We start from the raw sequence: 11,537 nt of genomic DNA on the forward strand, positions 1-11,537 counted from the left end.
GAGTGCCCGAGTGCCCGAGTGTCTGGGTGCGTGCGGTCGTCCTGGTGCCGCGGATCGGCTCGCCCGGTTCGCCCCTGCGCCGGCCCGTGCTCAGTCCGCGCTGACGGGCGCCAGAACGGCGAGTGTCTTGTTGGCCTGGCGCAGCGCCAGCTCCAGCGTGAGCGGTGGATGCAGCGTCCCGCTCCCGTCGGGCGGGACGATCCACTCCACCGAGCCTGCCGACCGGTACGGCGGGGGCACGGCGACCCATGACCCCTTGCTCGCCCGGCGGATGTCGGCCCCGGCCCAGTTTCCGGCGGGATCAGGTGGCACGAAGAAACCCACCCGGTGTGCCGCCGAGTCCACCAGCGTCGGTCCGGGTGTCCGCAACGGGTCGTACCACAGGATGTCGAGAGCGAGCAGACCCAGTTGGCGGGGGACGCTGACCACGTCCCAGTGGCGTCCCGCCTCCAGCAACACGGTGCCCGCACCGCGCTCCCACTCCCGCTTGCACGCCTGCGGGTCCGACGCGGCGGCGGCCAGCCACTCCACGCCCTGCATCCACATCGCATTCCTCATGACCCGCTCCAGGGGCGCCACCCGGCGACCAGGCGTCCGACAGGGACTGGGCCGGTCATGCGTCCGTGTGTGGACGCGCAACCGGCATATTCATGCTGATAGACATGTCCACCCCGAGGAAAGGGTGGCGCGACCTGGCGATTGCTGCTGAAACGTTCTGCCCCCGGCATTGACGTTGCTGCCGTGGGCCCTCAACCGGGCGACGGCGCTTCCGCACCGAGATGCGGGGGGTCAGGCCCCGCTCCGCACCGCCATCCGCGCCTTGCGGGCCGCGAGCTTCTCGTCGAACTTCGTCGCCTCGCAGTCCAGTCCGCCCATGAACATGCCCAGTTCCTCCTGGGCCTGACGCCCCTCGGGGCCGAGGCCGTCGAGCTCCATGACCTTCAGGAAGCGCAGTACGGGCTGGAGCACGTCGTCGTGGTGGATGCGCAGGTTGTAGACCTCGCCGATCGCCATCTGCGCGGCGGCGCGTTCGAACCCCGGAATGCCGTGGCCCGGCATCCGGAAGTTCACGACGACGTCCCGGACCGCCTGCATGGTCCTGTCGGGAGCGATCTCGAATGCGGCCTTCAGCAGATTCCGGTAGAAGACCATGTGGAGGTTCTCGTCGGTCGCGATGCGGGCCAGCATCCGGTCGCAGACCGGGTCCCCGGACTGGCGGCCGGTGTTCCGGTGCGAGATACGGGTCGCCAGCTCCTGGAAGGCGACGTATGCGACAGAGTGCAGCATCGAGTGCCGATTGTCCGACTCGAAGCCCTCGCTCATGTGAGCCATGCGGAACTGCTCGAGTTTGTCGGGGTCGACCGCGCGCGAGGCGAGCAGGTAGTCACGCATCACGATGCCGTGCCGGCCCTCCTCGGCGGTCCAGCGGTGCACCCAGGTGCCCCAGGCGCCGTCGCGGCCGAAGAGCGTGGCGATCTCGTGGTGGTAGCTGGGGAGGTTGTCCTCCGTCAGAAGGTTCACCACCAGCGCGATCCGGCCGATCTCGGTGACCTTGGACTGCTCCTTCTCCCAGGCCACGCCGTCCTCGAAGAAGCCGGGGAAGTTGCGGCCGTCGGTCCAGGGCACGTACTCGTGCGGCATCCAGTCTTTGGCTGCCTGCAGATGCCGGTTCAGTTCGTTTTCGACCACTTCCTCCAGGGCGTACAGCAGCCGGGCGTCGGTCCAGACGGAGGGGCTGCCGAGGTGGGAAGGGGTGATCGTCACAGGAACTCCAGGGGGACACTGGGCAAAGCCGGCGTACTGAGCCGGAACCTACGGGATCGTAGGCTACGAAGCCGTAGGTTACGAAGCCGTAGGTTAAGCGCGCTGTAAGGCCAGTTGCTCCGCGGGCGCCCGCGCGGAACGCCGCCGCCGGGGCCGCGTCCGATTCCGGGCACGCCCAACTCCCGTGCACCACAGGGCTCACAGGAGTCGGGTGGCTGTGGGGTCAGCGGGTCAGGCGTACAGCTCCCGCATGCGCACCGAGAGGCATGTCACACAACCTTCGAGCTTCTCGAACTCGCTGATGTCCACGACGACCGGTTCGTGCCCGAGGTCGGCGAGCAGTTCCGCCGTCTTGGGGGCACTGGCCGCCATGAGCAGCTTGCCCCCGCCGAGGACCACGACGTGGGAGCCGGACTCCTCCGGGACCGGCAGGAAGCGCGGAAACAGCGCAGGCTTGTCCACCAGCGGCACATGGCCGACGACCGTGCCGTCGGGCAGCGCGGTGACCGCCGACTTCAGGTGCAGCACCCGGGTGACGGGTACCGAGACGACACGGGCGCCCAGCGGTTCGAAGACGGCGCGAACCTGCTGGACGGCGGCCGCGTTGGTGCGTTCGCTGCGGCCGACGTAGAGGGTGTCGTCGACCTTCAGGACGTCGCCGCCGTCGAGGGTGCCCGGCTCCCATATCCAGTTCACCGAGCAGCCGAGCCGGGCCACCGCCTCCTCGACCCCTGCGGTCTCCTCGCGCCGTGACTCCGCGCCGGGCCGGGCGATCAGGGCGACGTTCTTGTACATCACCACCGTGTCCTCGACGAACACCGAGTCCGGGCAGTCGTCGGCCGGATCCACCTCGATCGTCTCCCAGCCGTGCGTCCGCAGCGCCTCGCCGTACGCCTCCCACTGCTCGAGCGCGAGGTCGGGGTCGACCTTCTCCCGCTCGATGTGGGTCACCAGTCCCTCGGCGAGGCGCGGGCTGGGTCGGCGGATGAGGGCCTTCTTGCTGGGCACGTGGGAACTCCGTCTCGGCTGATTGCTTCGCCCGCCATCATGCAGGCGCGGAACCCGCGGACAAAGCCCCGAGTTCAGGCTGTCACCTGCCCGATACGTTGGCTGCCGATCGCGTCGGCGGGCGTCAGGCGGGATCGCCGAGGGCCTCGGGCGAGGTCTGCCTGAGGTCCCCGTCGAGCAGCATCAGGCGGGTGATCCCGATCGACTCCAGGAAGGGCATGTCGTGGCCGGCCACGATCAGCGCTCCCTCGTACGACTCCAGGGCCGTGGTGAGCTGTCGCACGCTCGCCATGTCGAGGTTGTTCGTCGGTTCGTCGAGCATCAGCAGTTGGGGAGCCGGCTCGGCGAGCATCAGCGCGGCCAGGGCGGCGCGGAAGCGCTCGCCGCCCGAGAGGGTCCCGGCCGGCTGGTCGGCCCGTGCGCCACGGAACAGGAAGCGCGCCAGCCGAGCCCGGATCCGGTTGTTGCCGGCGCCCGGCGCGAACCTCGCCACGTTCTCCGCGACCGTCAGTGCGTCGTCGAGGACGTCCAGCCGCTGCGGAAGGAAGCGCAGCGGAACGTGCGCGGTGGCTTCGCCCGCGAGCGGTTCCAGCTCGCCCGCGATCGTGCGCAGCAGGGTGGTCTTGCCCGCTCCGTTGCGCCCGACCAGTGCGATCCGCTCGGGACCGCGCAGCTCGAAGGTGCCCTCGACGCGCGCGCCGTAGGGCAGTTCCAGATCCCGGAGCGTCAGAACGGACCGCCCCGGCGGCACCGCCGTGTACGGCAGGTCGATGCGGATCTCGTCGTCGTCCCGTACCGCCTCGACCGCCTCGTCGAGTCGTTCTCTGGCCTCGGCGAGCCTCTCCTCGTGCATGATGCGGTGCTTGCCCGCCGATTCCTGCGCCGCCCGCTTGCGCGCCCCCATGACGATCTTCGGTTCGCGCTTCTGGTCCCACATCTTCTGGCCGTACCTCTTGCGGCGGGCCAGCTTCACCTGCGCGTCGGTCAGTTCACGTTTCTGCCTGCGGAAGTCGGCCTCGGCCGCGCGCACCGTGCGCTCCGCCGCCTCCTGCTCGACGGCCAGTGCCTCCTCGTACGCCGAGAAGTTGCCACCGAACCAGGTGACCTCTCCGGAGCGCAGATCCGCGATCTGGTCGACCAGGTCGAGGAGCTCCCGGTCGTGGCTGACCACGACCATGGCCCCCGGCCATGCCTCGACCGCCGCGTACAGGCGCCGGCGCGCGTACAGGTCGAGGTTGTTGGTGGGCTCGTCGAGCAGCAGCACGTCCGGCCGGCGCAGCAGCAGCGCGGCCAGCCGGAGCAGGACGGACTCGCCTCCGGAGACCTCGCCGATGGTGCGGTCGAGACCGATGTGGCCGAGGCCGAGTTCGCCGAGCATCGCCTCGGCGCGCTCCTCCACGTCCCAGTCGTCGCCGATGGCGGTGAAGTGTTGCTCGGACGCGTCACCCGCCTCGATGGCGTGCAGCGCTCGGCGCGTCGCGGCGATGCCGAGAGCCTCGTCGACCCGCAGGGAGGTGTCGAGCGTGATGTTCTGCGGGAGAAGGCCGACCTCGCCGGTGACGCGCACGGTTCCGGAGGACGGCACGAGTTCACCGGCGATCAGTTTCAACAGGGTGGACTTGCCTGATCCATTGACGCCGACGAGCCCCGTCCTGCCGCTTCCGAACGCGACCTGAAGGTCGTCGAAGACGGAGGTGCCGTCGGGCCAGGAGAAGGACAGGGACGTACAGGTGAGGGAGGGGGTCTGTGACATGCGGGCCTCGCGGTTGCTGGGTGTGGACGAAGGCAACGGGGGCGAGACACCGCAAGGCGGCGAGGGTCCGTGAACGGGGAACAGCCTCGCACCGGAGGACGGACGGCTCGAACGCCGAGGTCGCACGCGACGCACACGAACGCGGACAGCGTTGTGTGACGCGGTGTCTCATGACCTCAGACGAGCAACGTCCTTCTCCTATCGACGGCAACAGGACCGCTGAACACCGTAGGAACGGGTACGAGGAGTGTCAACGGATTAAAGACCCGCATCGCGACCGCCGCCCGACCGTGTGGCCACTCCTCGCGCAGGTCGGACCGGTTCCGCCTGCCGAACCGTGCGCCAGGAGGCCTCGTGTCCCACGGCTCCACCTCGCTGCCCGCCCGGCTGTATCTGCTGGCCTGGGACACCGACGGGCCCAGGCAGACCGGCGCGAGAAGGATCGCGCACCTGGTGCGGGCGGGCGCCCTCACCGAACTGGCTCAGCGGGGGCTGCTGGTCGACGTGGAGGGCATCGCCACCCCCGCCGACCCCGACGCCGGGACCGGTGACGCCGTCCTCGACGGCCTCCTGGAACTCGTCGCGGAGTCGATGCCCCGTCCCTGGAAGACCTGGGTGAGCCTGCACTCCGGCGTCACCCTCGACACCGTCCGCGCTCAGCTCGTCGCCGACGGCCTGATGCGCGTCGAGAAAAAGAGGCTGCTCGGGTTCTTCCCCGCCGTGGAATACGAGTTGGAGGGGGTGCGGGCCGTGGAAGCGCTGCAGCAGGAGGTGCGAGAGATGCTCGTGGGCCCGGCGCCCGTCACGGAGATCTCCGACCGAGACGCGGCCCTCGTCGCGCTGGCCGCGGCGGCCGGACTGCCCACGGTGGTGACCGAGGCGGACCGGGGACGCCACAGGGAGCGCATCGAGGCCCTGACGGACCGCAGCGGCGCCGCCGCGCCCGCGCTGCGCAGGGTCGTCCGCGAGGTGCGCACGGCCTTGATCGCGGCGGCGACGGCGGGGACGGCGGGCTGATCGATTCGCTGCCGCGCGTACCCGTCGGAAATCTGCCGGCCACCGACCCCGCGGCCCTGGTCGGCTCCCATGACCCCTGACAACCTTCTGTACGAGCGGGCCCTCGCCTTCCGTGCCCTCCATGTGTCCGGCCGTCCGCTCGTCCTTGCGAACGCCTGGGACGCGGCCGGCGCGCGGCTCGTCGAGGAGGCCGGCGCGGCGGCCGTCGCCACCACCAGCGCCGGGCTCGGCTGGGAACTGGGCGCCTCCGTTGGTCTTCACGGGTGCTGCGTGCTCGCCCCCAAAGGTGTGCGGGTGCCGGCCACTCGCCCGGGGCGGTCCTCAGCAGGCGTCCCGCATCAACTCTGCCAGGTCGTGGTCCAGATCCAGCTGCAGATGCTCCCGACCGGTCGGCACCAGTTCGGTGGTCCGCTTCAGGAAGTGCCGGACATCGGTCGAGTGGATGTGCACCACGGCGGTCCCCTCCGGGGCGTGGAACTCCAGGACGGTCCGGTCGTAGCCGTACGGCCGCACCCGGACGTCGCCGTGGCCCTCAGGTCCTGTCAGACCCGCGCGGAGGAGTTCGCGGGCGAAGGTCCAGCAGACCTCCACACCCTCCAGGGTGGCCGGCGCGGGAAAGGTCATGCGGACGGCGAACGGGTCGCGTCGGTCGTAGTGGAGCGTGGCAGGAATGCTCTGCATGCGCGGCGCGGCGGCGACGAGTCGGGCCTCCACGGGCTGCTCGATGAGAGTGGGCAACGCCTTGCTCCCTTGTGACGGCTGAACGGACTTGGGACGGATGTGGCACGGCACTTGAAGAGACGGTGGAATCGGTGATTCCGTGCACATGAATGGCGAGTGACCTCTGTCACCGAGTTCATGCCGGTGAGGTGATCCACAGCGGCTCGATGGCTTCGGCCCGCGGTCCGCGGGTCACCGGGGAGGACACCGTGCGCACGAGTGCGGTTCCAGGGTGGGGGCATCTGGACGGGACCGGGGCAGTGGACTAGCTTCGCGCGCCATGACGGGCATGGGGAACACGAGACCGCGGGGCCGTACGCTCGACACCATCATGACGACCGTGCGCATCCCCGCGGACTGGCCCGCGACAGAAGCAGAAGCACGCGCCGTGCAGGACGAGTTGCGCGGCCGCGTGATCCTCGACGAGCCCGGGCCGCCGCCCGGGACCGGCTGTGTGACGGGGGTCGACGTGGCCTACGACGACGAGCGCGGCGTGGTCGCGGCGGCGGCAGTGGTCCTGGACGCGGCCACGCTCGCCGTGGTCGCCGAGGCCACCGCCGTCGGGGCGGTCTCCTTCCTGTACGTTCCAGGCCTGCTGGCCTTCCGCGAGATCCCCACGGTCCTGGCGGCCCTGGAGGCTCTGCACCGGGCCCCCGGAGTCGTCGTCTGCGACGGTTACGGCCTCGCCCACCCGCGCCGTTTCGGGCTGGCCAGCCACCTCGGCGTGCTCACCGGGCTGCCCACCATCGGCGTGGCCAAGAACCCGTTCACCTTCGCCCACGCGGAACCGGACACCCCGCGCGGCAGCACGGCCCCCCTGTTCGCGGGCGCCGACGAGGTCGGCCGAGCGCTGCGCACCCAGGCGGGCGTCAAGCCGGTGTTCGTCTCCGTGGGACACCGGGTGAGCCTCGACAACGCCTGCGCCCACACCCTCGCGCTCGCCCCGAAGTACCGCATCCCCGAATCGACCCGGCGCGCCGACGCCCTGTGCCGGGTGGCGCTCAGGGAGACGGTCGCCCGACCCGGCCCGCCCACTCCCTGAGTACGGGACCGAGCATCCGCACGGATGGGGCCGGGGCACCCGTACGGATGTGGCCGGGTCGTCCCGGCCGGGAGGCTGGGCGCATGACCTCGCATCGCGCCGCCGAGACCATGAACCACCCAGCCCAGCCCGTCGAGCGTGCCGTGACGGCGGGCTTGCTGCTCGCCGTCGTCGCCGGGCTCGCCTGGACAGGCGGGACGATCTACACCGTCCTCGTGTGGTCCCTCCAGGGCGCTACCGGCGGGCCGCCGTCCGGAAGGTGATGCCCGCCGCGCGGAGCCGGGCGATGAGGGCTTCGCCCATCGCCTCGGCGGTCGTGACCTGGCCGGACGTGGGCGGCAGGTCGTCGAGGGCCAGGGAGAGGGCCGACTCGGCGAACATCTTGGCCGTCTCGTCGTACCCCGGGTCGCCGCCGGCGACCTCCGTGAACACGCGGCGCCCGCCGCCCTCGCCGACGAACCGCACCGAGAACCAGCTCCTCGCCCGCCTCTCGGGACCCGGCCCGTCCCCGGGACGCAGCCGTCCCGACAACCACCGCCGTGCGGGCGGCAGCTGGGCGGCCGCGAACAGGGCACCCGCGGTCCCGGCGCCACCCAGGGCGTACGGCAGGGTTTCGACCGCGGCGTAGTGCCGGTAGCGGAAGTCGGGTCCGTACCGTTCCAGCGCCCGCGCCGACCGGCGCACCACCTGGGCGTCGATGGTGGGCAGGGGCAGTGCCCACGCCCCGACCTCCTTGGCGAACCGCGGTGCGCCGAGGGGCGCCTGCGCTCTGCGGCCCATCAGCCGCGGCTCGTGACGCCCGCGGTCCCGGGCCGCGGCCAGCATCTGCGGCCCCCGCGCGAGCTGGCCGAGCGCGGAGGCGAAGGTGCCGCCCGAGAACATGGCCTGCGCCCGGACGAATCCGTCGACCGTCAGTGGCACCCCTTCGGGGAGCTGCTGCACGGTGAAGTACGCCCCGAGGTCGTGCGGAACGGAGTCGAACCCGCAGGAGTGCACGAGCCGCGCCCCGGTCTCCCGCGCGCGTGCGTCGTGCCGCACATACATGAGGTCGACGAACTCGGCCTCGCCGGACAGGTCCAGATAGTCGGTGCCCGCGTCGGCGCAGGCCGCCACGAGCTCCTCGCCGTACTCCAGATAGGGCCCGACCGTGCTGGCCAGCACGCGCGCGTGGCGGGCCAGTTCGCGCAGCGACTCCGGATCCGAGACTTCCGCCCGGAGCACACCCGGGTCACTGCCGCCGGACAGCCGCTCCCGCAGCCTCTCGAGCTTGGCGGTGCTGCGGCCCGCGATCGCCCAGCGCAGCCCCTCGGGCACGTGCGCGGCCAGGTACTCCGCGGTGAGCGCGCCGACGAAGCCCGTGGCTCCGAACAGCACGATGTCGTACGCGCGATCCGTATTCAGCCTGCTCATGACACCTCTCCGCCCGTGCCGTTGTCGGTGGCCGAGGCTAGCGTGAGCTACGAGGCGGTAGGACGAGGAGGGCGGTCTGCGAGTGAGGTGGGTGGCCTCCGCGACGGAAATTGACTAAGCGCTTGCTCGTGCAGGTATTGCCCGACCTGCCGCCCGTTCATAACATCATCGATGTCACATCGGTTGTGTCACAGACTTGGGGGCCAGAATGGCAGTGGCAGGGACGCCGGGGCACGGCCCCCTAGCCGGCGTGCGCGTCATCGAGCTCGCGGGCATCGGGCCGGGCCCGTTCGCGGGCATGCTCCTCGCCGATCTCGGCGCCGACGTCGTCCGCGTGGACCGTCCGAACGGATCAGGGCTCGCGATCAACGCCGAGTACGACATCACCAACCGCAACAAGCGCTCCGTGATCGTCGATCTGAAGGCCGAGAACGGACCGGCCCTCGTACTCGACCTGGTCGAACGCGCCGACATCCTCATCGAGGGCTACCGGCCCGGCGTGGCCGAACGCCTCGGTGTCGGCCCCGAGACCTGCCACGCCCGCAACCCCCGGCTCGTCTACGGCCGCATGACCGGCTGGGGCCAGGAGGGGCCGCTCGCCCCGCGCGCCGGACACGACATCGCCTACATCGCTCTCACCGGCACCCTCGGCATGATCGGTGACCCCGACACGCCGCCCGCCGTCCCCGCCAATCTCGTCGGCGACTACGCGGGCGGCTCGCTCTACCTCGTCGTCGGCCTGCTCGCCGCGCTTCACCACGCGCGCGCGACGAGCACCGGTCAGGTCGTGGACGCGGCCATCGTGGACGGCACCGCGCACCTGGCCTCGATGATCCACGGCATGCTCGCCGCCGGCGGCTGGCAGGACCGTCGCCGCGCCAACCTCCTCGACGGCGGCTGCCCGTTCTACGGCACCTATGAGACGGCCGACGGGCAGTACATGGCGGTCGGCGCCCTGGAGCAGCAGTTCTACGAGGAGTTCGTGGCACTGCTCGGTATCGAGGACGAGGCACCGGACCGCAAGGACGTCAGCCGCTGGGGGGAACTGCGGGAGGTGGTCGCGGCCCGCTTCAAGACCCGGACGCGCGACGAGTGGACCGCGGTCTTCGACGGCTCCGACGCGTGCGTGGCCCCCGTCCTTTCGCTCCGCGAGGCCCCCGCGCATCCCCACCTCGCCGCTCGCGGCACCTTCACCGACCACGGCGGAATCACCCAGCCGGCGCCCGCACCGCGCTTCTCGGTCACCCATACGGCGGTGCGCAGCGGACCCGCGCAGCCGGGCGCCGACACGGCGGACGTCGCGCGCGCCTGGGACGTGCCCCGACTGCTCCAGGACGGTGACTGATGGAGCTCTCGATCCCCCTCGACCACGCGGCCGACCCCCGGAAGGCGGCCGACGAGGCAGCCGCGCTGGAGGCCGCGGGCCTGGATGCCGTCTGGGTCGCCGAGGCCTACGGCTACGACGCGCCGACCGCCACGGGCTATCTCGCGGCCCGTACGACCCGTGGCGGTGGCCTACGGGTACGAGAAGGAGGCCAGGACCGTCCAGGAGCTGTATCTGTCCGGCCGCAAGAAGGAGGCCGAGGCCGCCGTCCCGGAGGAGCTGTGCGAACTGACCTCGCTGTGCGGGCCGGAGAGCTATGTCCGCGAGCGTGTCGAGGCCTTTCGCGCCGCCGGGGTCGACATGCTGAACGTCACGCCGGTCGGTCCGGATCCGGCCCGGCGGGTCGAAACCGTCAAGAGCTGGCTGTGAGTGTGAAGAGGACGTGCACCCCATGAAGCGGCAGGTCTATACCGCAGAGCACGAGGCGTTCCGCGAGACCGTGCGCGCCTTCCTCGCCAAGGAGGTGCTGCCCCACTACGAGCGGTGGGAGAGGGACGGCATCGTCTCCCGCGACGCCTGGCGGGCGGCCGGAAAGCAGGGGCTGCTCGGGCTTGCCGTACCCGAGGAGTACGGAGGCGGCGGCACCGCGGACTTCCGCTACAGCGCCGTCCTCGTGGAGGAGTTCACGCGCGCCGGGGCGTCGGGACTCGCGCTCGGGCTGCACAACGACATCATCGGCCCGTACCTGACGGGCCTGGCCACCGAGGAGCAGAAGCGCCGCTGGCTGCCCGGCTTCTGCGACGGGTCGATCATCACCGCCATCGCCATGACCGAGCCCGGTGCCGGCTCCGACCTCCAGGGCATCAGGACCCGGGCCGAGGACAAGGGCGACCACTGGCTGCTCAACGGGTCCAAGACCTTCATCTCCAACGGGATACTGGCCGACCTGGTGATCGTGGTGGCGAAGACGACTCCCGAGGGCGGGGCGCACGGGCTCTCGCTGCTCGTCGTCGAGCGTGGAACGGAGGGCTTCGAACGCGGCCGCAACCTCGACAAGATCGGCCAGAAGGCCCAGGACACAGCCGAGTTGTTCTTCCATGACGTGCGGGTGCCCAAGGACAACCTGCTCGGCGACCTCAACGGCGCCTTCGGGCACCTGATGACGAACCTGGCGCAGGAGCGGCTGAACATCGCCGTCGCCGGGATCGCCGCGGCCGAGCACCTGCTCGAGATCACCACCGAGTACGTCAAGGAACGCGAGGCCTTCGGACGACCCCTCGCCAAGCTTCAGCACATACGGTTCGAGATAGCCGAGATGGCGACCGAATGCGCCGTCACTCGCGCCTTCCTCGATCGCTGTATCGCCGACCACTCGGACGGCGGACTCGACGCCGTGCACGCCTCCATGGCCAAGTGGTGGGCAACCGAACTGCAGAAGCGCGTCGCGGACCGCTGTCTCCAGCTGCACGGCGGCTACGGCTACATGACGGAGCACCGCG

General features: G+C 70.9%; 11 protein-coding genes and 3 pseudogenes. 8 read left to right on the forward strand and 6 right to left on the reverse strand.

The genetic code is table 11. The features are described from left to right. Nucleotides 1–90 precede the first annotated feature (90 nt). From VXC91_RS37435 to VXC91_RS37450, 4 genes are all read right to left on the reverse strand, one after another. Nucleotides 91–558, reverse strand: coding sequence for a hypothetical protein (locus VXC91_RS37435; RefSeq protein WP_329511815.1), 468 nt, complete (start codon nucleotides 556–558; stop codon nucleotides 91–93). 231 nt (nucleotides 559–789) lie between these two features. Then, on the reverse strand, nucleotides 790–1,764 hold the full coding sequence (locus tag VXC91_RS37440; protein WP_329511816.1) for an acyl-ACP desaturase: 975 nt from the start codon (nucleotides 1,762–1,764) through the stop codon (nucleotides 790–792). Nucleotides 1,765–1,995: 231 nt separating this feature from the next. Then, nucleotides 1,996–2,772, reverse strand: coding sequence for a dimethylargininase (gene ddaH / locus VXC91_RS37445; protein WP_329511817.1), 777 nt, complete (start codon nucleotides 2,770–2,772; stop codon nucleotides 1,996–1,998). Nucleotides 2,773–2,896: 124 nt separating this feature from the next. Further along, nucleotides 2,897–4,525, reverse strand: a complete 1,629-nt coding sequence (locus VXC91_RS37450) for an ABC-F family ATP-binding cassette domain-containing protein (RefSeq protein ID WP_329511818.1) — start codon at nucleotides 4,523–4,525, stop codon at nucleotides 2,897–2,899. A 354-nt stretch (nucleotides 4,526–4,879) separates the two neighbouring features. On the opposite strand from VXC91_RS37450, the gene VXC91_RS37455 reads away from it, so the two are divergent. Then, nucleotides 4,880–5,542: a GOLPH3/VPS74 family protein gene (locus VXC91_RS37455; protein ID WP_329511819.1), complete on the forward strand. Its 663-nt coding sequence runs from the start codon at nucleotides 4,880–4,882 to the stop codon at nucleotides 5,540–5,542. A 69-nt stretch (nucleotides 5,543–5,611) separates the two neighbouring features. Then, a pseudogene (locus tag VXC91_RS47230) lies at nucleotides 5,612–5,728 on the forward strand (isocitrate lyase/phosphoenolpyruvate mutase family protein); the annotation flags it as partial. A gap of 135 nt (nucleotides 5,729–5,863) precedes the next feature. Here the strand turns inward: VXC91_RS47230 and ssgD are convergent. Further along, a complete protein-coding gene (ssgD, locus tag VXC91_RS37465) occupies nucleotides 5,864–6,280 on the reverse strand; it encodes a spore wall synthesis regulator SsgD (RefSeq protein WP_329511820.1) in 417 nt (138 codons plus the stop codon). A gap of 313 nt (nucleotides 6,281–6,593) precedes the next feature. Here ssgD and VXC91_RS37470 point away from each other — a divergent pair, with 313 nt between their 5' ends. Both VXC91_RS37470 and mmpA read left to right on the forward strand, forming a co-directional pair. Further along, nucleotides 6,594–7,304, forward strand: a complete 711-nt coding sequence (locus VXC91_RS37470; protein ID WP_329511827.1) for an endonuclease V — start codon at nucleotides 6,594–6,596, stop codon at nucleotides 7,302–7,304. A gap of 83 nt (nucleotides 7,305–7,387) precedes the next feature. Further along, nucleotides 7,388–7,567 carry a morphogenic membrane protein MmpA gene (gene mmpA, locus VXC91_RS37475; RefSeq protein WP_329511821.1) on the forward strand — a complete coding sequence of 60 codons (180 nt, stop codon included), beginning with the start codon at nucleotides 7,388–7,390 and terminating at the stop codon, nucleotides 7,565–7,567. Here mmpA and VXC91_RS37480 read toward each other — a convergent pair. Beyond that, nucleotides 7,539–8,714, reverse strand: coding sequence for a saccharopine dehydrogenase family protein (locus tag VXC91_RS37480; RefSeq protein ID WP_329511822.1), 1,176 nt, complete (start codon nucleotides 8,712–8,714; stop codon nucleotides 7,539–7,541). The genes mmpA and VXC91_RS37480 overlap by 29 nt on opposite strands. Nucleotides 8,715–8,922: 208 nt before the next feature. Between VXC91_RS37480 and VXC91_RS37485 the strand changes: the two genes are divergently transcribed. The 4 genes and pseudogenes from VXC91_RS37485 to VXC91_RS37500 form a co-directional block, all read left to right on the forward strand. After that, nucleotides 8,923–10,059 carry a CaiB/BaiF CoA transferase family protein gene (locus tag VXC91_RS37485; RefSeq protein WP_329511824.1) on the forward strand — a complete coding sequence of 379 codons (1,137 nt, stop codon included), beginning with the start codon at nucleotides 8,923–8,925 and terminating at the stop codon, nucleotides 10,057–10,059. Next, nucleotides 10,059–10,194, forward strand: a pseudogene (locus VXC91_RS37490) (LLM class F420-dependent oxidoreductase); the annotation flags it as partial. The gene VXC91_RS37485 and the pseudogene VXC91_RS37490, both read left to right, overlap by 1 nt. A 24-nt stretch (nucleotides 10,195–10,218) precedes the next feature. Continuing rightward, a pseudogene (locus VXC91_RS37495) lies at nucleotides 10,219–10,467 on the forward strand (LLM class flavin-dependent oxidoreductase); the annotation flags it as partial. A 22-nt stretch (nucleotides 10,468–10,489) separates the two neighbouring features. After that, on the forward strand, nucleotides 10,490–11,537 hold a 1,048-nt coding region (locus VXC91_RS37500), incomplete at its 3' end, for an acyl-CoA dehydrogenase family protein (protein ID WP_329511826.1).

This window comes from Streptomyces chiangmaiensis (assembly GCF_036281785.1).
Lineage (GTDB): Bacteria > Actinomycetota > Actinomycetes > Streptomycetales > Streptomycetaceae > Streptomyces > Streptomyces chiangmaiensis.

Coding starts and splice junctions, on each gene's coding strand:
- VXC91_RS37480 (WP_329511822.1), bottom strand. CDS start 8,714: ATGAGCAGGCTGAATACGGATCGCGCGTACGACATCGTGCTGTTCGGA.
- mmpA (WP_329511821.1), top strand. CDS start 7,388: ATGACCTCGCATCGCGCCGCCGAGACCATGAACCACCCAGCCCAGCCC.
- VXC91_RS37450 (WP_329511818.1), bottom strand. CDS start 4,525: ATGTCACAGACCCCCTCCCTCACCTGTACGTCCCTGTCCTTCTCCTGG.
- VXC91_RS37435 (WP_329511815.1), bottom strand. CDS start 558: ATGAGGAATGCGATGTGGATGCAGGGCGTGGAGTGGCTGGCCGCCGCC.
- VXC91_RS37485 (WP_329511824.1), top strand. CDS start 8,923: ATGGCAGTGGCAGGGACGCCGGGGCACGGCCCCCTAGCCGGCGTGCGC.
- VXC91_RS37470 (WP_329511827.1), top strand. CDS start 6,594: ATGACGACCGTGCGCATCCCCGCGGACTGGCCCGCGACAGAAGCAGAA.